Source organism: Streptomyces sp. SAJ15, assembly GCF_007595705.1.
Classification (GTDB): Bacteria; Actinomycetota; Actinomycetes; order Streptomycetales; family Streptomycetaceae; genus Streptomyces.
Genome location: NZ_NISY01000015.1, coordinates 160,073 through 180,316, shown reverse-complemented (window position 1 = coordinate 180,316; position 20,244 = coordinate 160,073). Strand labels below are relative to the sequence as shown.

At 73.7% G+C, this 20,244-nt stretch carries 18 protein-coding genes and 1 tRNA gene; 5 read left to right on the top strand and 14 right to left on the bottom strand.

Annotation, left to right across the window (positions count from 1 at the left end; all coding sequences use genetic code 11):
• Positions 1-87 precede the first annotated feature (87 nt).
• Entirely contained in the window at positions 88-777 is a 690-nt protein-coding gene (locus CD790_RS29260) for a nucleoside/nucleotide kinase family protein (protein WP_144386373.1), read from the bottom strand.
• An 80-nt stretch (positions 778-857) separates the two neighbouring features.
• Here CD790_RS29260 and CD790_RS29255 point away from each other — a divergent pair.
• The 4 genes from CD790_RS29255 to CD790_RS29240 all read left to right on the top strand — a co-directional run bounded on the left by CD790_RS29255 (position 858) and on the right by CD790_RS29240 (position 5,915).
• Positions 858-931, top strand: a tRNA-Lys gene (locus CD790_RS29255).
• A 126-nt stretch (positions 932-1,057) separates the two neighbouring features.
• Positions 1,058-1,738, top strand: a complete 681-nt coding sequence (locus tag CD790_RS29250) for a FadR/GntR family transcriptional regulator (protein WP_144386372.1) — start codon at positions 1,058-1,060, stop codon at positions 1,736-1,738.
• A 383-nt stretch (positions 1,739-2,121) separates the two neighbouring features.
• Entirely contained in the window at positions 2,122-3,960 is a 1,839-nt protein-coding gene (locus tag CD790_RS29245) for a glycosyltransferase family 2 protein (RefSeq protein WP_144386371.1), read from the top strand.
• Positions 3,957-5,915, top strand: coding sequence for a kelch motif-containing protein (locus tag CD790_RS29240; RefSeq protein WP_144386370.1), 1,959 nt, complete (start codon positions 3,957-3,959; stop codon positions 5,913-5,915). Before CD790_RS29245 ends, CD790_RS29240 begins: the two co-directional genes overlap by 4 nt.
• Before the next feature lie 67 nt (positions 5,916-5,982).
• Here the strand turns inward: CD790_RS29240 and CD790_RS29235 are convergent, their stop codons facing one another.
• The 8 genes from CD790_RS29235 to CD790_RS29205 form a co-directional block, all read right to left on the bottom strand.
• Positions 5,983-7,011, bottom strand: a complete 1,029-nt coding sequence (locus CD790_RS29235; protein ID WP_144386369.1) for a glycoside hydrolase family 6 protein — start codon at positions 7,009-7,011, stop codon at positions 5,983-5,985.
• A 96-nt stretch (positions 7,012-7,107) separates the two neighbouring features.
• Positions 7,108-7,866, bottom strand: coding sequence for a class F sortase (locus tag CD790_RS29230; RefSeq protein WP_144386368.1), 759 nt, complete (start codon positions 7,864-7,866; stop codon positions 7,108-7,110).
• An 8-nt stretch (positions 7,867-7,874) separates the two neighbouring features.
• Positions 7,875-8,474: a hypothetical protein gene (locus CD790_RS29225; protein ID WP_144386367.1), complete on the bottom strand. Its 600-nt coding sequence runs from the start codon at positions 8,472-8,474 to the stop codon at positions 7,875-7,877.
• A 98-nt stretch (positions 8,475-8,572) separates the two neighbouring features.
• On the bottom strand, positions 8,573-9,355 hold the full coding sequence (locus tag CD790_RS29220) for an HAD-IIA family hydrolase (protein ID WP_144386366.1): 783 nt from the start codon (positions 9,353-9,355) through the stop codon (positions 8,573-8,575).
• Positions 9,356-9,421: 66 nt separating this feature from the next.
• A complete protein-coding gene (locus tag CD790_RS29215) occupies positions 9,422-10,954 on the bottom strand; it encodes an alkaline phosphatase family protein (protein WP_144386365.1) in 1,533 nt (510 codons plus the stop codon).
• Between the two features lie 634 nt (positions 10,955-11,588).
• Complete coding sequence (locus CD790_RS34945; protein ID WP_186319292.1) at positions 11,589-11,759, bottom strand: hypothetical protein; 171 nt, start codon at positions 11,757-11,759, stop codon at positions 11,589-11,591.
• Between the two features lie 207 nt (positions 11,760-11,966).
• Positions 11,967-12,986 carry a hypothetical protein gene (locus CD790_RS29210; RefSeq protein WP_144386364.1) on the bottom strand — a complete coding sequence of 340 codons (1,020 nt, stop codon included), beginning with the start codon at positions 12,984-12,986 and terminating at the stop codon, positions 11,967-11,969.
• 257 nt (positions 12,987-13,243) lie between these two features.
• Positions 13,244-14,515: an ROK family transcriptional regulator gene (locus CD790_RS29205; protein WP_186319291.1), complete on the bottom strand. Its 1,272-nt coding sequence runs from the start codon at positions 14,513-14,515 to the stop codon at positions 13,244-13,246.
• Between the two features lie 48 nt (positions 14,516-14,563).
• Here CD790_RS29205 and CD790_RS29200 point away from each other — a divergent pair, with 48 nt between their 5' ends.
• Positions 14,564-15,664 carry a Gfo/Idh/MocA family oxidoreductase gene (locus CD790_RS29200; RefSeq protein WP_186319290.1) on the top strand — a complete coding sequence of 367 codons (1,101 nt, stop codon included), beginning with the start codon at positions 14,564-14,566 and terminating at the stop codon, positions 15,662-15,664.
• A gap of 158 nt (positions 15,665-15,822) precedes the next feature.
• Here CD790_RS29200 and CD790_RS29195 read toward each other — a convergent pair whose 3' ends face one another.
• The 5 genes from CD790_RS29195 to CD790_RS29175 form a co-directional block, all read right to left on the bottom strand.
• Positions 15,823-16,524, bottom strand: coding sequence for a membrane protein insertase YidC (locus tag CD790_RS29195; RefSeq protein ID WP_144386362.1), 702 nt, complete (start codon positions 16,522-16,524; stop codon positions 15,823-15,825).
• Between the two features lie 98 nt (positions 16,525-16,622).
• Positions 16,623-16,940: a DUF6412 domain-containing protein gene (locus tag CD790_RS29190; RefSeq protein ID WP_186319289.1), complete on the bottom strand. Its 318-nt coding sequence runs from the start codon at positions 16,938-16,940 to the stop codon at positions 16,623-16,625.
• Between the two features lie 68 nt (positions 16,941-17,008).
• Positions 17,009-18,541 (bottom strand): sodium:solute symporter, encoded by a 1,533-nt coding sequence (locus CD790_RS29185; RefSeq protein WP_144386361.1) that lies wholly within the window; start codon positions 18,539-18,541, stop codon positions 17,009-17,011.
• Positions 18,538-18,744: a DUF3311 domain-containing protein gene (locus CD790_RS29180; protein WP_260867973.1), complete on the bottom strand. Its 207-nt coding sequence runs from the start codon at positions 18,742-18,744 to the stop codon at positions 18,538-18,540. Before CD790_RS29180 ends, CD790_RS29185 begins: the two co-directional genes overlap by 4 nt.
• Positions 18,745-18,789: 45 nt before the next feature.
• Positions 18,790-19,599: a class E sortase gene (locus CD790_RS29175; RefSeq protein WP_144386360.1), complete on the bottom strand. Its 810-nt coding sequence runs from the start codon at positions 19,597-19,599 to the stop codon at positions 18,790-18,792.
• Positions 19,600-20,244: the final 645 nt, after the last annotated feature.

Below are 20,244 nucleotides of genomic sequence, written 5' to 3'. Positions count from 1 at the left end.
CGTCGCGGCACTCCCGCCGAGCGCCCAGCCCGCAGCGCCTGGGACCCGGCACCCGGCACATGGCGTCTGGCGTCTGGCGTCTGGCGTCTAGGGCAGCCGGACCGGTGCGAGCACCCGGTCGCAGCGGGACCTGCTCCGCTTCACCAGCTCTCCGTTGGGATGGTCGTTGTCCGTCACCCAGGCGGCCGCGGCCCCCGCGTCGCGCCCGCCCGCCAGCTGCCGGGCCACCAGCCGCTCGTGCCGGACCTCGTCCGGGGCCTCCAGGTACCACAGGGCGGCCAGATGGCGACGGGCGTCGCGCCAGCCCGGGGTGTCGCAGCCGAGGTAGTTCCCCTCGGTGATCACCAGCGGGGCCCCGGGCGCCACCCGGTGCCGAGCGGCGACGGGCTCGTGCAGGGCACGGTCGTAGTCCGGCACATAGATCTCGCGCTCGGGCTCGGCGACGACGCGGTGCAGCAGCGCGGCGTAGCCCCACACGTCGAAGCTGGGGGCGGAGCCCTTGCGGGAGGTGAGCGCCAGCCGCTCCAGCTGGGCGTTGGAGAGGTGGAAGCCGTCGAGCGGAAGATAGCCGGCGGTGTCGGGGCCGTGGCGCCGGTTCACCTCCGCGACCAGCGCCCGGGCCAGGGTCGACTTCCCGGCGCCGGGCGGCCCGGCGATGCCCAGCACCCGACGCCCGGGGGCGGTCCCGGCGCCGCCCGCGGCGCGGTGCCCGGAGCCCGCCGGGGAGGCGCCGCCGCACAGTCCCCAGGCGTCCTCGGCCAGCTCTGCGATGTCCATGCCGGCCACCCTAGGGCGGGCCCGGAGGCGGGTGGTCCGGAGCACCCTCTCCCATCAGGTAAAGTTTCCTTCGTCAGCGAGCGCCGCTAGCTCAGTTGGTTAGAGCAGCTGACTCTTAATCAGCGGGTCCGGGGTTCGAGTCCCTGGCGGCGCACGTGATACGAGGGGCCTTCTCGCCATCGGCGGGGAGGCCCCTCGTCATGCCCGCGGCCGGGCATCGGCTCGCGTCGTTCCGTCGCACCGCTGGCCAAAAGGGGAGGTGGCGGTGCACAGTCGCGGAATGGCGCGCGACATCCAGGAGCGGATCAAGAGGCTGATCATCGACCGACGGCTGCCCTCGGGAGCCCCGCTGCCGACCGAACCCGAGCTGATGGAGCTGCTGGGCGTCAGCCGCAACTCGGTGCGCGAGGCGCTGAAGGCGCTCCAGGCCATGGGCATCGTGGAGATCCGCCACGGCTTCGGCACGTATGTCGGTCCGATGTCGATGGCGCCGATGATCGAGGGCCTCACCTTCCGCACCGTGGCCGGCCACTACCGCGGCGAGGAGAGCCTGCTCCAGCTGCTGGAGCTGCGCGAGGCGGTGGAGACCGGGCTGGTCGCCCGGCTGGCCGGGCGAATACCGGAGGCCGACCTCGCCGAGCTGGACGCCCTGGTGGAGCGGATGGAGAAGGAGTCGGCCACGGGCGACGTCCGCGCCGACACCGACCGGGCCTTCCATGCCGCGCTCTACCGCGGGCTGGACAACGCGCTGCTCAGCGAGGTGCTGGAGGCGTTCTGGGACGCCTTCCACCGGGTGCGCACCGATCTCGTCGACGTACCACAGGACCCCCGGATCACCTGCATCCAGCACCGGGCGATCCTGGAGGCGGTACGCTCTGGCGACGCGGTGCGCGCCGAGGACGCCGTGCGCGACCACTTCGGCAACATCCGCGCGCGACTGCGCTCCGCACACCGCGGCTGAACCGGCCTCCGCGCCAGACGCCGCACACCGGCCCCGCGCGACGCCCCATTCCCCCCGCTGCCCCGTCTGGGTCATTACGCACCTTTGCCCGGTAAACACCGCGTTTCACCCTTGCGATCATGGAGTTCCGTTCGAGACCCTGAGCTGGGTGCACAGGCTCCAAAACAGCTTTCACACAGCGGAGTTGGACACCGCCGGAGGCGATCGGCCAGAGGGGGTCCGGTCGACGCTCAAGGAACCGGAAGGCAGTCGTCCATTTTTTGTCACCTGCAATCCGAGGGACGGCCGCCCCGCGCGGCGGCGTCCCCAGCGGTCCATGGGGGACTGGGCGAGGGCCGAACAGTGAGACACGCAGTCAGCCTTGCGTGCGGGGGGATGGACTTATGACGTCGACGCCGACTGGCGCCCGGCAACACCACACCTTTGACCCATCCGCGACGACACGCCTCCGCGTGCCGCGGCCACACCAGGCCGGGCCCGACCGGCACCGTCAGCCGCCGCCGCGCAAGCCGCTGCCGCGCTACGACTACGAGCACTACAGCCGGCTCGCCGGCCCCCTGACCCAGCCGGACCCCAGCCGGCCCTACCGGGTGCGCTACCGCAGCCTGGTGGCCGACGAGCCGCACCGCATCGGCGCCGCGCTGCTCCTGGGCGCCGCACCGCTGGTCTCCCTGGGGCTGCTGCTGTGGCTGATGCAGCCGGACCACTGGAGCGAGCGCGGCGGCTCCTCGCAGGTCATGGTGGTGCTGGACACGGTCATGCTGGTGTCCATAGGGCTGATCGAGTTCTTCCGCACCCTGAACGTGACGTCCAACGCCCACGCCACCCTGGTGGCCCGCGACCCGATCCCGGTGGTGCCCGAGTCCGGCACCCGCGTCGCCTTCCTCACCTCCTTCGTGCCCGGCAAGGAGCCGTTGGAGATGGTGACCCGCACCCTGGAGGCGGCGGTCAGAGTGCGCCACCGCGGGGTGATGCACGTCTGGCTGCTGGACGAGGGCGACGACCCGGAGGTCAAGCGGGTCTGCGCCCGCCTCGGCGTGCACCACTTCAGCCGCAAGGGCGTGGCGAGGTGGAACCAACCGTCGGGCCCGCACCGCGCCAGGACCAAGCACGGCAACTACAACGCCTGGCTGGACGCCCACGGCGACGACTACGACTACTTCGCCTCCGTCGACACCGACCACGTCCCGCTCCCCAACTACCTGGAGCGGATGCTCGGCTTCTTCCGCGACCCGGACGTCGCCTTCGTCATCGGACCGCAGGTCTACGGGAACTACGACGCGGCCGTCACCAAGGCCGCCGAGAGCCAGCAGTTCCTCTTCCACGCGCTCATCCAGCGGGCCGGAAACGCCTACGGCGCACCGATGTTCGTGGGCACGAGCAACGCCGTGCGCATCAGTGCGCTGAAAGGAATCGGCGGCCTCTACGACTCCATCACCGAGGACATGGCCACCGGCTTCGAGCTGCACCGACACCGCAATCCGGCCACCGGGAAGAAGTGGCGCTCGGTGTACACCCCGGACGTGCTCGCCGTCGGCGAGGGGCCGAACGCGTGGACCGACTTCTTCACCCAGCAGTTGCGCTGGTCCCGCGGCACCTACGAGACGATCCTCAAGCAGTTCTGGAAGGCGCCCTTCACCCTGCCGCCGGGCACGTTCTTCAACTACACGATGATGATCATCTTCTACCCGATGTCGGCGCTCAACTGGATCCTCGCCGCCCTGAGCTGCGCGCTCTTCCTCGGCTTCGGCGCCGCCGGACTCCAGGTCGACCCGGTCACCTGGATGATGCTCTACGGCAACGCCTCCGCCCTGCAGATCGGCCTGTACATCTGGAACCGGCGGCACAACGTCTCCCCGCACGAGCCCGAGGGCTCCGGCGGGGTCGCCGGAATGGTGATGTCCGCACTCTCCGCACCCATCTACGCACGCTCGCTCATGGATGCCGTACTGCGCCGCAAGAGCAGGTTCGTGGTGACCCCGAAAGGAGACTCGGCCAGCCCCGACACGCTGTTCGGAACCTTCCGTATCCACCTCTTCTTCCTGTTGGTCTTCGGCGGGTCGCTCGCCTCGTCCTTCTACTTCGGCCACAGTCATCCCGCGATGACCGTTTGGGCCTCTCTCGCGCTCGTCATCACGGCAGCCCCGATCATCGCCTGGCGGTGGACCGTGCGCCAGGAGAAACGGAAGTCGAAGACCGCCCTTGGGGGACGTGACAAGTGAAGTACCGACCCACACGCCGCACCCGCCGCTACGCGGTCGGTGCGGCGGCCGTGATTGTGCTGGCCGGGTTCAACGGACCGGCCCTCTACCGTTTCAGCGCCGACAAATACCATCACTACAAAATCAACCGACCGGAGTACAAGGCGAAGAACGGCCACTGGAGGGTGGTGGACGTTCCCGAGGACAACCGCATCAACACGATCCACGCCGCCCTGCTCAACACCGGCAAGGTGCTGCTGGTGGCCGGCTCCGGCAACAACGCGGCCAACTTCGCCGCCAAGTCCTTCCGGTCGGTGCTGTGGAACCCCGAGGACAACACCTTCAAGAACATCCCCACCCCCAAGGACATGTTCTGCGCCGGGCACACCCAGCTCCCGGACGGCAGACTCCTGGTCGCCGGCGGCACCCAGCGGTACGAGAAGCTGGAGGGCGACGTCGAGAAGGCCGGCGGGCTGATGTTCGTCCACAACGAGAACCCGGACAAGCCGCGGACCTTCCCCGCCGGCACCCGTTTCACCGGAAAGGCGAACGGAAAGACGTTCGAGTCCAAGGACCCGGTGCTGGTGCCGCGCGCCAAGAAGACCAAGAACAAGAAGACCGGCAAGGTCACGGTGACCGCCAGCACCGCCCGGGTCTATGTGGAGGCGCTCCACAAGGGCGAGAAACACCAGACCGGCACCGAGGACAACTACCGCATCGCGGGCCTCAAGGGAAAGGACGCCCAGAACTTCTACGGCATCGCGCAGAAGCTCTCCTTCGACAAGAAGGACTTCCAGGGCATCAGGGATTCCTTTGAATTCGACCCGGTCAGCGAGCGCTACATCCCGGTCGACCCGATGAACGAGGCGCGCTGGTATCCGACACTCACCACACTCCAGGACGGAAAGGTGCTCTCGGTCTCCGGGCTCGACGAGATCGGCCAGGTCGTGCCGGGGAAGAACGAACTGTACGACCCCAAGACCAAGAAGTGGACCTACCTGCCCAAGCAGCGGTTCTTCCCCACCTACCCGGCGCTCTTCCTCACCGAGAAGGGGAAGATCTTCTACACCGGCTCCAACGCCGGCTACGGACCGGCCGACAAGGGGCGCACCCCCGGGCTGTGGGACGTGAAGACCAACCAGTTCGACGTGGTGCCCGGCATCAGCGACCCGGACGCCCTGGAGACCTCCATGTCCGTGCTGCTGCCGCCCGCGCAGGACCAGCGGTACATGGTGCTCGGCGGCGGCGGGGTCGGCGAGGATCCCAAGTCCACCGAGAAGACCCGGATCGTGGACCTGCACGACAAGAACCCGCGCTTCAAGGACGGCCCGCCGCTGTACGCCAAGGCCCGCTACCCGAGCAGCGTGATCCTGCCCGACGACACGGTCCTCACCACCAACGGCTCCGGCGACTACCGCGGGCGCAGCGCCAGCAACGTCCTCAGGGCCGAGATCTTCGACCCGAAGACCAACACCTCGCGCGGGGTCGCGGACCCGCTGGTCGGGCGCAACTACCACTCCGGGGCGCTGCTGCTGCCCGACGGCCGGGTGATGACCTTCGGCTCCGACTCGCTCTTCGGCGACAAGGCCAACACCAAGCCCGGGAAGTTCCAGCAGCAGATCGACATCTACTCGCCGCCGTACCTCTACCGCGACTCACGCCCCGCGCTGAGCGACACCGAGCGGAAGGTGGTGAAGCTGGGCGGGAAGGCCACGTACCGCACCGCGGACGCCGCGAAGATCCGGAAGGCGCGGCTGGTCCGGCCCGGTTCCTTCACCCATGTCACCAACATCGAGCAGCGGTCGATCGAGGTGGAGTTCACCACCACCAAGGACGACGTCACGATCACCGTCCCCAAGGACCCGTCCCTGGTGCCGCCCGGTTGGTACATGCTCCATGTGCTCGACGGCGAGGGGACGCCGTCGAAGGCCGTGTGGCTGAAGGTCCCCGAGGACGAGAAGGTGCCCACGTTCTAGCGCGCGGGCGACGACGGGGCCGGGGCTCTCCTCCGGCACCGTCCTCGCCACGCCGGGTGGCCTCCGCTCAGCGGGTGTTGCGGGCCAGGTCGAGCGCGTAGCGGGGCCACCACTGGCCCGCCCGCGGGCCGCCCTTGCAGGTGCCGTCGGACTCACCCGGGCGCTTGATCCACAGATAGGCGTCGACCAGGTCCTCGCCGGTGTGCGTGGTCGGCCGCTCCCCCAGGGCCCGGCCGGCGGGGTTGCACCACGCCTCGGGGTCCTCGCGGTGCGGCGCGGGCCCGTTTCCGTTGCGGCTGGTGTCTATGACGAAGGGCTTGTCGCCGACCATCGCGGAGAGCCGCTTGCCGTACTCCGTGTTCTTCGCGGTGGTCTGGTAGTTGGAGGTGTTGAGGGCGAAGCCGTCGGCCATGTCGATGCCCGCCCGCTTCAGCGGCTCGACCATCCGGCCCGGGTCGGTGATCCACGCCGGGTTGCCCGCGTCCAGGTAGACCTTGGTGTGGGGCAGCGCCTTGAGCTCGGAGACGGCACCGGTGAGCAGGTGGTACCGCTCCTCGTGGAACTGCCGTGGGGTGCACCCGTCGACCACGTGCGGCAGCGCGTCCGGCTCCAGGATGACGGTGGCGGCCCGGTCGCCGATCCCCTTGACCGCCTTGTCCAACCAGGCGCGGTACGCGTCGCCGTCGGCCGCGCCGCCCTTGGAGTACTTCCCGCAGTCGCGGTGCGGGATGTTGTAGAAGACCAGCAGCGCGTCCCGATCGGCCCGCGCCGCGGCCTCGGTGAAGCCGCGGGTCTGCCCCTCCGGGTCCTCGGTGCCGATCCACTCCGCCACCGGCTGGTCGGCGATCTTCGAGATCTGTGCCGCCTTCTCGTCCGCCCCCTGCTCGCGGTAGGCCGCGACCTGGCGGGCCGCGCTGCCGTCGGGGTTCACCCAGTACGGCACCGCCGACTTGGGCCGCTGCTTGGGCGGCGCGGCGGCGCGGGGTCCCTCGTCGGCGTCCGACGACCCGAAACACCCCGACAGCGTCACTAACGCCCCCACCACTGACAACGCGCAGACCACCCTGCGCCGACGGCCGGTATCACTGCCGTACATCCACTCCCCCTTGGCACGCACGGGACAAGGCCGGTCGAATCCATCCTTACACACCCCGCCCACCCTTGGGGGAGGCATCGACGGGCCCGAGCGGGCTCAGCCAGGGCGCGCGCCCGGCGCGCGCCACACCGCTTCCAGCCCCCGACGTCCGGCGGTCGTCCGCGACTTGGGGGCCGCCGTCACATCGGTCAGATAGGCGGACACGACGACGTTGGCGGTGTAGGTGTGGCGGGCGCGGTCGAAGGCGCCGCCGCAGGTGATGAGGCGGAGTTCGGCGCGGTGCGCGGCGCGGGGGCCGTAGACGCGCCGGGGGTCGAAGCGGGCGTAGGAGATGACCTCGACCTCCTCGACGGTGAACTCGGCGACGGAGCCGTCGGACCGGCCGACGCGGACCTTCTCACCGGGCTTCATCGCGCTGAGGTGGTAGAAGACCGCGGGCCGGGAGTCGGTGTCGACATGGCCGACCAGCACCGCGGCGCCGGAGGAGCCGGGCGACGGACCGCCGCGGTACCAGCCGACGGCGCCGGGCCGGTCGTACGGCGGCGGGGCCACCCCGCCCGCGGCGTCGAGGCCGCGGGCGACGACGGGGGCCCGCACCTTGGCCGTGTCGATGACGACCTGCCGCGGCTGCGCGGCCGCCAGCGGGGCGTGCGCCGCGGGCAGCCCCAGCACCGGCGGCCGGCCGACGGCCGCCACATCGCCGGTGGCGGTGGGCGTGCCGTCGGACGCCCCGCGGCCCCACAGCCACAGGCCGATCAGCAGCACCGCCCAGGCCACCCCCGTGAGCAGCCGGGCGGTGCCGCTTCGCGGGGAGCCGGCCGCGGGCTCCGCGGGCGCGTCGGCTTCCTCGGACATCGGTCCGGTCAGCCGTCAGAGGAACGGGACGTGGAGCGGGCCGCGCGGCGCCGGTACACGGCCAGGCCGCCCACCGCGACCGCCGCGCCGCCCGCGAGCACCAGCCCGTACGCCTCCACCCCGCCGAACCCACGGGACTCGTCGCTCCGTGCGGTGGCGCCGCCGCCGGCGTGGACCGGGGCGTAGGGCTCGTGCGGCATCCCCGGCCGGCCCCCGTAGCCGTCGTCGCCGCCACCGCGACCGAAGTCGCCGCGGCCGAAGTCGTCTCCGCCGGAGTCCCCTTGACCGAAGCCGCCGCCGAAGTCCTCGTCCGGACGGCCTTGATCACCCTGGCCTCCGCCGTGGCGGTCGCCGCCCTCGTCGTGACGGCCGTGGTCCTCGTCGCGGCCCCGGTCCCCCCGGCCGCCGTCCTCGTCGTGGCGGCCGTAGCCGTCACGATCCTCGTCCTGTCCGCGGTGCCGGTCGTCGCGGTCGTCCTCGTGCCGGTCGTCCGCGCGGACGGTGGCCGCGGTGCCCGGTGCCGCGAAGGCGGCGGGGGCGGGGGCGACGGAGACACAGGCGATGGCCGCCACGGTGGCGACACAGAGAGTTATTCGCTGGGAACGCATAGTGAACCTCCCGTTACCCCAGAAGGCTCACAAGAACGGCCGGGGCCCGCATCCGCTGCGGGCCCCGGCTGCTCTGTTCGGGTGAGGCGGTGAAAGGGCTACCGCACCAGGTCCACCAGGTCGGCGATGGAGTCCACCACGCGGGACGGCCGGAAGGGGTGCCGGTCGATCTCCTCCGGGCGGGTGAGGCCGGTGAGCACCAGGAAGGTCCGCATCCCCGCCTCCAGGCCGGCCAGCACATCGGTGTCCATCCGGTCCCCGATCATCGCGCTGGTCTCGGAGTGCGCCCCGATGGCGTTCAGCCCCGCCCGCATCATCAGCGGGTTGGGCTTGCCGACGAAGTACGGCTCGCGACCCGTGGCCTTGGTGATCAGCGCGGCGACCGAGCCGGTGGCGGGCAGTACGCCCTTGGGGCTCGGGCCGGTCTCGTCGGGGTTGGTCGCGATGAACCGCGCCCCGTCGTTGATCAACCGGATGGCCTTGGTGAGCGCCTCGAAGCTGTAGGTGCGGGTCTCGCCCAGCACCACGTAGTCCGGCTCGGCGTCGGTGAGGACGTAGCCGATGTCGTGCAGCGCGGTGGTGAGCCCCGCCTCGCCGATGACGTACGCGGTGCCGGCCGGCCGCTGGTCGTCCAGGAACTGGGCGGTGGCCAGCGCCGAGGTCCAGATGTTCTCGACGGGCACGTCCAGCCCCATCCGGGCGAGCCGGGCGTGCAGGTCCCGCGGCGTGTAGATGGAGTTGTTGGTGAGCACGAGGAAGGGGCTTCCGGACTCCCGCAGCCGGGCCAGGAACGCGTCCGCGCCGGGGATCGGCACCCCCTCATGGATCAGCACGCCGTCCATGTCGGTGAGCCAGGACTCGATCGGCTTCCGCTCTCCCATGTGACCTGCTCTCTTGCGGTTGCGATGAGACGGGTGTGCGAGACCAGCCTAGTCAGGCTCGGCCCGTCAGGCGCTGGTCACGTCGACTCCGTCGATCACCCAATACCAGTTGTTGGACCCGGTGTAACGGAAGCGGAAGCTCACGCCGGAGGCGCCGGCCGGCACGTCCAGCGTCAGCGACTGCGGCTGGGAGACCACGTCGGAGGTGTAGCTCCGGACCGGGACCGGGGTGGCGCCGTTCCAGGAGGCGAGGACCTGTGCGGTCTGGTTCCCCTCCTGCCGGTAGTGGGTGGTGAAGTCCAGCCGTACGGTGGTGGCCCCGCCGACCGGGTACGCCGGGCTGACCAGCGTGGAGTCGTACGTCCCGGAGAAGCTCCGGTCCGCCCACTCGTCGGAGTCGGCGACCGCGAACACGCCGCGGGAGCGGACGTTCAGCTCCCGCCACTGGTCGCGCTGGGTGCGGCTCCAGAACTCGTCGGTGGCGAAGGCCCAGCCGCGCCACTCGCTCACCCCGCCGCCGCCCATCGCGGAGTTGACGACCGACCAGCCGCTGGGCGGGGTGTGCGTGTGGCCGAGCACGCCGGCCGGGATGCCGGTCTCGTCCACGCGCGGCGAGAGCGCGCCGTACAGCGTCTCGAAGGCGTCCCCGGCCCGCCGCTGGATCGGCTTGCCGTCCAGCCCCCAGGCCGGATCGACCGGCACGCCGAGCTGGTGGAAGACGGTGGCGGCGACATCGACCAGCCGGGTGTCCGCGGGCCGGGCGCCGGCCGGGATGCCCGGGCCCTGGGCGAGCACGAAGGTGCGGCGCTCCGCTATGCCGCTGCCGCCGTGGCCACCGGCGTCCAGATGACCGTGGTCGGTGGCGACGATGACGGTCCAGCGCTCGACGGCCCGGCTCGGGCGCGCCTCGATCGCGGCCAGCAGCCGGCCCAGCTGCCGGTCCTGCACGGCGATGGCGTCCAGGTATCTCCGGCCGGTGCCGCTCGCGTGCGCGACCACGTCGGTGTTGCCGAGGTAGACGAAGACGACGTCGGGGTGCTGGTCGCGGAGCACGCCGACGGTGTCGACGGTCAACCGCTCGTCGGCGCTGACATAGCCCTCGGCGTCGCCGTCGTAGACCACCTTGGCGTCGGCGCCGGGGGTGACCGTGCCCTGGGCGTCCAGGGGCTTCCAGTCCACCGCCGCGAAGGTGGACAGCCCCGGCCGCACCTGGGCCAGCCGGGCCAGGAAGCCGGGGTAGCGGCCGTAGTCCTTGCCGGCGAAGGAGTTGTCCCGCACGCCGTGCTTGTCGGGCCACACGCCGGTGGCGATGGTGGACCAGCCGGGGCCGGAGGAGGTGGCCGCCATCGGCGGCGCGTACAACAGGCTCGCCCCGAAGGTGCCGCCCGCCATCAGCCCGGTGAGGGTGGGGGCGTCGGCGGCGGCGATGCGGTCGTGGCGCAGTCCGTCCATCCCGACGACCAGCACCTTGTCGGCGCTGGTGCCGTTCGGAAGAGTGGGCGCCGCGGCGGCGGCGGGGGTGGGCAGCCCGCCGACGGCCACCACGGCGGTGCCGGCGGCGGAGGCGAGCACGGAGCGTCGGGTGATGCTGCGGGACACATCGTCCTCCCGGGGTCGAGGGTGGCGGTACCGGCCCGCCACCCTGGCGTGGGTCGTCGCGATGTGCCAGAGCCGTGCGGTGCCGCCGCGGTGAGATCTCCACTCCGGAGGGGGAAACGGGCGGGTTCAGCCGCTCGGCGTCGTCGTCGGTGGCCACCACTCGGTGCGGGCCGCGAAGCCGCCGACGACGGGGCCGGCCTTGCGCGGGGGTCGCCGCCCCGGGCGCCGGCCCCGACTCCCCGGGAAGCGCCGGCGGGCGGGGGAACCGGTCGAGCCCGAGGAACGTGCGGCCTGGCGTGCGCACCTGCCGCCGCACGGGCAGGGTGCCGCCTCGCCCGACGCGTCCAGCGGCGCGGCGACGCACGCCTTCACCGCGTAGGACGTGGGGAGGCGGCCGTGCTCGGGGATGCCGAAGCTCACCGGCGCGGCGGGGTTCCGGCTCACCAGCGCGGCGGGGTTCCGGCCCTACGGCGCGGCGGAGTTCCGGCCCTACGGGGAGTCCACGGCGCGATCCTCGCATCCCGCCGCCGCCCGAACGCGCCCGCGGACACCCGTGACCGTGTCGCCCGCCCACGGGGGCGACACCGGGACCGCGCCCTCATCGGGCGGCTGAGCGGCTGGTCGCGCGCTCCGCTCACGCGCCTTCGCCGGAGCAGTTGCACGTGGGGCAGGCGATCTGGTCGCCGATCCAACCCGTGCCGCCGCAGGTGGCGCACTGGGGGTCGATGCTCCCGCCCCCGCACCGGAACGACGCCTCCGGCCGCTCCTGCGGCATCACCCGAACGCCACCGCTCGCCACCGTCATCGGACACCTCCCGTACTCGCCCATCAGCGCGTTCGCTCCGCGCCGGCCGCGACGAGAGCGTGCCAAGTATGCCCAGGCGGCGCGCCGTCGCCGCCAAGCTCTCCCCAGAGAAACCCGCCTGATCGGCGGGCGGAAAGTGGCGCGTCACCCCGCCCCGGGGGCGCCGCGCGCCGCGCCCTACGGAGCTCGCGGCGTACGCGGAGGGCGTCAGCCCGTCCGTCGAACGCCGTCCGCGGCGACCCGCAGCCGCCGCGCGAAGGCCAGCAGCGCGGCGCCGGCCAGCAGACAAGCCGCGCTGACTCCCGAGAGGGCGAGCAGCGCGGCCCGGTCGGCGCGGCGGGGGGCGGGGCCGGTGTCGGCCAGGGCGGGCGGGGCGGGAGCGCCGGAACCGGCGGGCGGGCGCCCCTCGGTGTCGGTCCGGCCGTGGTGCTCGCGCCGGCCGTCCGACTCGCGCCGGTCCTCGGCCTCACCACGGGCGTCGTCGCCCGCGGAGCCCTCCGCCGGGCCGTCCCCGGCGCCGCCCTCCGCCCGGCCGTCCCCGGCGCCGCCCTCCGTCCGCGCGGCCGCGACGACCGTGAAGGCGTGGCTGTCGGACTGGCCGACCCAGTCGCCGTCCCGGTCCCGCCGCTGGACCGTGGTGATGGCGGCGACGACCGGGCCGAGCGGCGCGTCGTCGGTGAGGCGGAGCCGCAGGGCCACCTCGACGGCACGACCGGCCGGCACCGTGAAGCCGGGGAAGCCGGGCGCTTCGAGGATGCCGACGCTCTCGTGCTGGTCGGTCGTCTCGAAGCGGACCGGCCGCCACGTCTGCCGGGCCCGCCGTTCCCCCGCGGTCAGCTCCTTGTCGTGGAACTCCAGCCGGATGTGTCGAGGCCGGAGCTTGCGGTCCCGGCCCGCCATCACCACCACCGGGTGGATCGACCGGCAGGCCCGCTCGGTGGTGTTCCGCAGTTGCAACCGCCACACCCGCCAATCACCGCCGCGCGCGTAGTCGCTGGGGTCGGCCTGCAGCGACGCGTCCAACGGAAAGTCGGCGCTGTTCGCGTCGCCGCAGCCGGGTACGGCCGCGGCGGTCGGCACGGCCTCGGCGACGGGCGCGGGGTGCCGGGCTGAGGCCCCGTGTCGGGCGGCCGCGACGGCTTCGGCGGACGCGCCGGGCGCGAGCGGGGTCAGGGCCACCAGCGCGGCCATGACCAGGCGGACGGCGGGCGCGCTGGGCAGACGCATGGCTCACCTTCGCTGCGGGGTGCTTCGCGGGACTCCCAGTGCCCTTCCCCACCCGACCGCCGCCGCGCGGCCCGGCCCGGCCACGACATCCGAGTGGCCGTCACATTCCCCCTCGATCAGCGCAGCACCCGCAGTTCCCCGCCCCGTCCCGCCGCGACTTCCCGCCCCCGACCGCTGAACCGCCGGGCCGTCCCCCACCCGACCGCGGAACCGCCCCGTCCCGCCCCGCCGCACCGACCCCCGATCCCCGCAGCGCGCTACGCCCGGCCGAAGAACCGGCCGAGCACCAGTTGCGCCGCCCCTTCGGCCACCAGGCGGCGCCCTCGCCCGGCCACGTCGACCGCCACCGCATGCCCGGCGCCGGACCGGCCCGCCTCCTCGGCCAGGACCGCGGCCACCCCGCGCGCGTAGGGCTCGGGGTCGGCGAGCACAGTCCGGCCACCGAGGAACACCCGGTCGACATCGAGGAGGCGAACGAGGTTGGCGGCGCCGACGCCGAGCAGCCGGGCCGCGCGGGCGGGGTCGCCGGCGGCCACGGCCGCCAGGCACAGGGCCTCGACGCAGCCGCGGCCGCCGCAGCCGCAGGGCGGGCCGTCGAGCTGGATCACCTGGTGGCCGAACTCCCCGGCGTCGGTGCGCGCGCCGCGGTAGACCTCGCCGCCGAGCACCAGCCCCGCGCCCAGCCCGGTCCCCAGGTGCAGATAGGCGAACGAGTCGGCCAACCGCTCCGGCCCGTCGGGACGCCGCGCCAAGCCCAGCGCGGCGGCGTTGGTGTCCTTGTCGAGGACGACCGGCAGGCCGAGCCGCGCGGCGAGCGCGTCGCGCAGCGGGAAGCCGTCCCAGTACGGGAAGCCGGTGACGCGGCGCAGCACTCCGACGCCGTGGTCGAGCGGCCCGGGGGACGCGACGCCGACCCCGAGCACCCGACCGCCGCCCACCCGCTCGCCCGCCGGCTCCTCCCCCGCCACCGGGTCCGCCGCCCGGTCCCGGGCCTGGTCCCGCGCCGCCGCCCCGTCCGGCGTCGACACCGCCCCGCCCGGCATCGGCACCGCCTCGTCCGGCTCCAGCACCGCGGCGACCTGCGCCACCGCCGCGGCGACCTGCGCCACCGCCGCGTCCAGCACCGCCTCCGCGCCCGCGCCGAAGTCGAGCGGCGCCACCCGTATGTCGAGCGGCTCCCCGGCCAGATCGGTGCGCACCACCGTCAGCTCGTCGCGGTCCAGATGCAGCCCCACCGCGCTGCGCGCCCCGCGCACCAGCCGCAGCACGGTGCGCGGCTTGCCCCCGGTGGAGGGACGGGTGCCGGCCTCGGCGGCCAGGCCGTCCGCGCGCAGCCGCGCGGTGATCTTGCTGACGGCCTGGGGGGTGAGCCCCGTGCGCTCGGCCAGCTCCGGTCGGCTCACCCCGTCCTCGCCGGCGTCCCGCAGCAACGAGAGGAGCAGCGCGGCGTTGTGGCCGCGCAGCACGGAGAGGTTGGCGCCGTGGGGGCCGTCGGGATCACGTTCATGGAGGTGCCGCACAGACGCCATTCTCCCCGCCGCTTGCACTTTGGCAACACTGTTGTCAAAGTGACTGCCATGGATGGCACCCCTGGCAGCACCGGCACCCCCCTGCGCGTCGGCCTCATCGGCTACGGCCTCGCGGGCTCCGTCTTCCACGCCCCCCTGATCGCGGCCACCGAGGGCCTGGCCCTGCACACCGTCGTCACCGGCAACCCCGAGCGGCAGACGCAGGCCCGTGCCGAACACCCCGAGGCGCGCTGCGTCGCCACGCCGGAGGAGCTGTTCGCCCCGGACCGGGCCGCCGAGCTCGACCTGATCGTCGTCGCCTCGCCCAACCGCACCCATGTGCCGCTCGCCCGCGCCGCCCTGGAGGCCGGGCTGCCGGTGGTGGTCGACAAGCCGCTCGCCGCCACCGCCGCGGAGGCGGAAGCGCTGGCCGCGCTCGCCGCCGAGCGCGGGCTGCTGCTGAGCGCCTTCCAGAACCGCCGCTGGGACAACGACTTCCGCACCGTGCGGCAGCTCATCGCCGACGGCGCGCTCGGCCGCGTCCACCGCTTCGAGTCCCGCTTCGAGCGCTGGCGTCCGCAGCTCAAGGGCGGCTGGCGGGAGTCCGGCGACCCGGCCGAGCTGGGCGGGCTCCTCTACGACCTGGGCAGCCACCTGGTCGACCAGGCGCTCACCCTCTTCGGCCCGGCCGTCTCCGTCTACGCCGAGGTCGATGTGCGCCGCCCCGGCGCCGCCGCCGACGACGACACCTTCGTCGCGCTCACCCACGCCGGCGGGGTGCGCAGCCATCTGTGGATGAGCGCCACCGCCGCCCAGCTCGGCCCGCGCTTCCGGGTGCTGGGCGGCCAGGCCGGCTATGTGAAGTACGGGCTCGACCCGCAGGAGGCCGCGCTCCGCGAGGGCAAGCGCCCGGGCGACGGCACCGCGTGGGGCGTCGAGGCCCCGTCCACCTGGGGCCGGCTGGGCTCGGGCGAGTCCCCGCAGACCGGCGGCGGCGAGCCGGTGCCGACCCTGCCCGGCGACTACCCGGCCTACTACGCGGCCGTGGCCGACGCCGTCCGCCACGGCGGCCCGCCCCCGGTCACCGCCGTCGAGGCCGCCGCCACCCTGCGCGTCCTGGAGGCCGCCCGCCGCTCCGCCAGGGAGGGGCACACCGTCCGCCTCGCCTGAACGCCGCACCCGGGGGTTTCCTCCCGCCGCCACGGCGAGACGCGAGACGGCGGAGCCCGGCGGTTTCGAACCCGCATCAGCCCTCCGGTTCTCTCCGGGCAGGGGCCCCCACGGGCGCCCGCCACGCCCCCGCCCCCGCCCCCGGGCGCCTACGGCGCCTACCGCCCGCGGTGCAGCAGCGCCCGCTCCACCGCCGTCCACGTCGTCGTCGTGGCCAGGTAGAGCCCGGCCGCCAGCGGCACCACGGCGGCGGTGACCAGGGTGCCGAAGGACAGCAGCGGCAGCACCCTGGTCAGCCCCGCCGCGCCCGCGACCGGCGACGGCCGCATGCCGGCCATCGCCTTGCGGGAGCGGGTGTACGTCCACGTCGCCACGGCCGCGATCAGCGCGAACAGCCCCAGGTAGACCAGCCCCGCGGCGCCGAACATCCCGCCGTCGCCGAGCGCTTCGGTCCAGCTGCCGTCCAGCGGCGCGCCCAGCAGCGTGTGGTCCAGCAGCCCCGCCCCGCCGCTGCCGGTGGAGAACAGGTGGTACATCACGAAGAAGAACGGCAGCTGGACCAGCATCGGCAGACACCCCGCCAGCGGGGAGGCGCCCTCCTTCTCGTACAGCTCGGCCGCGGCCCGCCGCAGCCGGTCCGGATCGTTGCCGTACCTGCGGCCCAGCTCCGCCATCTTCGGGGCCATCGCGGTCCGCACCTTCTCGCCGCGGGCCGCGGCCCGCGCCAGCGGGTGCAGCGCGGCGCGCACCCCCATGGTGAACAGGACGACCGCGGCGGCCATCGCCGAGCCGCCGAAGAGCGGGGTGAGCGCGTCGGACAGGTGGGACAGCAGCGCGCCGAGGGGAGTGAAAACGGACATGGTGGAGCCCTCCACGGGTCTCGTCAGCCGGAGTGCGGAATGCGGGAATCGGCATGACGAACCGCGCGGGCTCGGCGGAGAAAAGTGGTGCGGAGCTCCTACGCGGCCGTCGGGAGGGGACGGCCGGGGGCTCGGGGACGGGTGCGGCCCGCCGCGTCGGGATCGCGCTGGGGCAGGAACGCGGTGCGGCGCTCCCGGTCCCGTATCGCGGTGCGTATGCGACCCGGTGGGCTGGGCAGCGCGTACAGCGCGGCCAACAGCACGCAGAGCACCAGCGTCGCCGCCGCCACGGCGGCGGCCGCGGAGAGGACGACCGCGCTCACCAGGCCGGACTGGGTCAGCATCAGGCCGGTCAGCAGGAAGAGGAGCATGCCCAGGCGCATCCGCACCCGTTCGACGCGCGTGCTCTCGCCCATCCGGCTCCCCTCCCCTCATCGAACCAATCGGCTACCGGCCGCCTCGGCGACGACCGTCCTGTCCGATGCTAACCCCGACCACCGACAACGGAGTCGGCGAGGCCCTCCCGATCTCCGGGCCCGCTCTCGGTGTCCAGGGCCAGCACCTCCTCGTCCGGCCGTGGATCCCGTTCCGGCGGCCCCAGCAGACTGACCGTCACCGCGACCGCGAGGTTGGCGGCCAGCGCAAGCAGCCCCGCGTTCACGCCCCACAGCGGATCACGCCCGGTGAAGACGAGGAAGCTCACCAGGGCGCCGCCCACCACCAGCCCGGCCAGCGCCCCGGGCAGGGTCAGCCGCCGCCACACCAGGCCCAGCAGCAACATCGGGATGAGCTGCGCCATGCCCTCGTAGGAGACCAGCGAGAGCCGCACCAGGGTGTTGGGAGCGAGGTAGGTGAGCAGCAGCGCCGCCGTGCCCGCGGCCACCACCACCGCCTGGGAGCCGAGCTTCTGACGGTCCGGCCGGTCGGCGAAGCGGGGCAGCGCGCCCAGCACGCTGCGGCCCCACATGGTGCCGATGACCAGCATGAAGACCGCCATCGGCACGATCGAGGAGAGGGCGGCCGCGACCCCGATGACGCCGACCGCCCAGGCCGGCAGCGAGTCCACCACCAGCTTGAACAGCGCCAGGTTGGACTCCGCCCCGGCCAGCCCGGGCACCACGAACAGCGCCGCCATGCCCAGCAGCATCGGTACGAAGAGCAGCACGTTGTAGAAGGGCAGCAGCATCGCGTTGCGGCGCAGCGCGTCGGCGTCGCGCGCGCCGAGGTAGCCCGCGACGGTGGTCGGGAAGATGACGACGGTGAGGGAGTTGAGGAAGACCGTCGAGAGGAACCAGCCCTCCCCCAGGCCGCCGTCCCCGTGCCCGGGGATGGTCAGCCACTCCGGCCGCTCGGCGACCATGCGGTCCAGGAAGTCGCCGTAACCGCCGAAGTAGTGGACCGGCACATAGACCGCGAGAAAGGCGAGCGTGCCGATGACCAGCACGTCCTTCAGCACCGACACCCATGCGCTGCCGCGCAGCCCGCTGACGACGACGAAGCCGGTGGTGACGGCGAACGCGATGAAGTAGGCCCAGTCGAGGCTGATGGCGCCGTAGGAGATCGTGGAGACCACGACGCCCATTCCGGTGATCTGGAGTTGGATGTACGGCAGCAGGCACAGCGTGGCCAGCACCGCGACGAGCGCGCCGAGCCACGGCCGGCCGTAGCGGTGGGCCACCATGTCCGTGATGCCGACCAGGCCGTGTCGGCGCGCGTAGGACCACAGCATCGGGCCCACCACATAGCCGATGGCGTAGCCGCAGGACATGTACGCCAGCACGTACAGCACCGGCGCCCCGGTGTTGTAGCCCCAGCCGGCCGCACCCAGATAGCTGAAGCTGGTGTAGCCCTCACCCGCCATCAGCACCCAGATGAAGACGGTGCCCAGGCTGCGCCCGCCCACCGACCACTCGGCCAGTCCACCGCCGGAGCCCCGGCCGCGCACCGCGAGCAGGCCGAGTGCCACGGTCAGCACCATGAAGCCCCCGAAGACGGAGGTCGCCACCGCCGCGTTCACCGGCGCTCACCCCGGGCGCGACCGCGGTCGGCTCGCCAGGTGAGCCAGACGGCCACCGGCGTCAGCAGCGTCGCCAGCAGGATGTAGCAGAACAGGAAGGGCAGCCCGAGGACGGTCGGGTGGACCCGGTTGGCCAGCGGTATCGCGCCCAGGTAGAGCACGTAGGGCACCAGCAGCCACAGGTGGGACGGAGAGCGAAGCACGAGGTACGAGCCTAACGCGGGCGCCGGTCCCGGCAGCCGGCGAACCTAGCGCGGCGCCGCCGCGCGCAGCGTGCCCCACACCACCAGCCGGTAGCGGGAGCTGAAGGCGGGCGTGCAGGTCGTCAGCGTCAGATAGTGGCCCGGCCGGGTGAAGCGGTGGCCGGGGTGGGTGGAGCTGTACGGCACCGCGGCGAGCACCGTGCCGTCGCCGGGCGAGGTGCGCGGCAGGGTGCGCTCGACCGCGTAGGTGTAGCGGGCCTCCGCGGTGTCCACCCGCACCGTGTCCCCGGGGCGCAGTCGGTCCAGGTGGCGGAACGGCTCGCCGTGGGCGTTGCGGTGGCCCGCCAGCGCGAAGTTCCCGACCCCGCCCGGCGGCGCGCTGCGCGGATAGTGGCCGGCGTAGCCCTTGTTGAGCACCCCTCGGCGACCGACGCCCTCCGCGATGGGCACGGCCAGTCCGAGCCGGGGGATGCGGAGGACGGCATACGCCCGGCCGGGGGCCGGGGCCGCGGACCGCCCCGCGCCGCGCGGGCGCTCCGTCCCGCCCTCCGCCCTTGAGGTCCCGCCGCCGTCCGCGCCGCCCTCCGGGCCCGCGCGCGGTCCGGTGGCCGACCCGCCGCCGGACGAGGCACCGGGCTCCGCCGCGTCCCACCGCCGCTCCAGCGCGGCCACCTCCCGTCGGGCGCCCTCCCGCGCCTGCCGGTTGGTCCACCACAGTTGGTGGACGACGAGCAGCGACAGGACCACGCCCAGCGTGAGCGCGGCCTCCGCGCCGCCCCACAGCGCCCGGGCCAGCGCGGCCCGGCGGCGCGCACGGGGGCCCCGCACGAGGACCGCTGGTGCCCGCTGCCGCACGGTGCCCTCCTCGGACCGGGGACGCGCCGTGCGGAGGATAGGACGTACGGGCCACACCCTCCAGACCTGGTGCGCACCCGGCAGCGACGCGGCGCGCGTTCACGCCCGGTACGGGCGTCTCGGCCGGATCCTCTCGACCGCCGCCCCCGCAGGCCGCCGCCGTACGGGGATCACCGCCGAGGCGGCCGTACGGACATACGGCCGCTCGCGCCGGCTCGGGCCGCGGGGGCGCTCAACGTCGTCCGCGGCATCCGGCGCCGGCCGCGCACGGTGACCGGAGGCTCCGGGGTCCGCGGCACCGAGCGCTCCACGGCGACCACGACGCCCGGCCCGAGCACCCCGGCAGCGGACGCGGCGCGCCGACGGAGCCGACGCCGGCCGGCCGGCCGGGCTACGCGCGCCCATGACACGCGTTCACGCCCCGTGCGGGCGTCTCGGCCGGATCCTCTCGACCGCCGCCCCCGCAGGCCGCCGCCGTACGGGGATCACCGCCGAGGCGGCCGTACGGACATACGGCCGCTCGCGCCGGCTCGGGCCGCGGGGGCGCTCGGCGTCGTCCGCGGCATCCGGCGCCGGCCGCCCCACGGTGACCGGAGGCCCCGGGGTCCGCGGCACCGAGCGCTCCACGGCGACCGCGACGCCCGG

What these genes read in the sequence shown, in the direction of transcription:
- CD790_RS29260 (WP_144386373.1), bottom strand. Translation starts at nt 777, where the DNA reads ATGGACATCGCAGAGCTGGCCGAGGACGCCTGGGGACTGTGCGGCGGC.
- CD790_RS29250 (WP_144386372.1), top strand. Translation starts at nt 1,058, where the DNA reads ATGGCGCGCGACATCCAGGAGCGGATCAAGAGGCTGATCATCGACCGA.
- CD790_RS29245 (WP_144386371.1), top strand. Translation starts at nt 2,122, where the DNA reads ATGACGTCGACGCCGACTGGCGCCCGGCAACACCACACCTTTGACCCA.
- CD790_RS29235 (WP_144386369.1), bottom strand. Translation starts at nt 7,011, where the DNA reads ATGTACGGCAGTGATACCGGCCGTCGGCGCAGGGTGGTCTGCGCGTTG.
- CD790_RS29230 (WP_144386368.1), bottom strand. Translation starts at nt 7,866, where the DNA reads ATGTCCGAGGAAGCCGACGCGCCCGCGGAGCCCGCGGCCGGCTCCCCG.
- CD790_RS29225 (WP_144386367.1), bottom strand. Translation starts at nt 8,474, where the DNA reads ATGCGTTCCCAGCGAATAACTCTCTGTGTCGCCACCGTGGCGGCCATC.
- CD790_RS29220 (WP_144386366.1), bottom strand. Translation starts at nt 9,355, where the DNA reads ATGGGAGAGCGGAAGCCGATCGAGTCCTGGCTCACCGACATGGACGGC.
- CD790_RS34945 (WP_186319292.1), bottom strand. Translation starts at nt 11,759, where the DNA reads ATGACGGTGGCGAGCGGTGGCGTTCGGGTGATGCCGCAGGAGCGGCCG.
- CD790_RS29210 (WP_144386364.1), bottom strand. Translation starts at nt 12,986, where the DNA reads ATGCGTCTGCCCAGCGCGCCCGCCGTCCGCCTGGTCATGGCCGCGCTG.
- CD790_RS29205 (WP_186319291.1), bottom strand. Translation starts at nt 14,515, where the DNA reads ATGGCGTCTGTGCGGCACCTCCATGAACGTGATCCCGACGGCCCCCAC.
- CD790_RS29200 (WP_186319290.1), top strand. Translation starts at nt 14,564, where the DNA reads ATGGATGGCACCCCTGGCAGCACCGGCACCCCCCTGCGCGTCGGCCTC.
- CD790_RS29195 (WP_144386362.1), bottom strand. Translation starts at nt 16,524, where the DNA reads ATGTCCGTTTTCACTCCCCTCGGCGCGCTGCTGTCCCACCTGTCCGAC.
- CD790_RS29190 (WP_186319289.1), bottom strand. Translation starts at nt 16,940, where the DNA reads ATGGGCGAGAGCACGCGCGTCGAACGGGTGCGGATGCGCCTGGGCATG.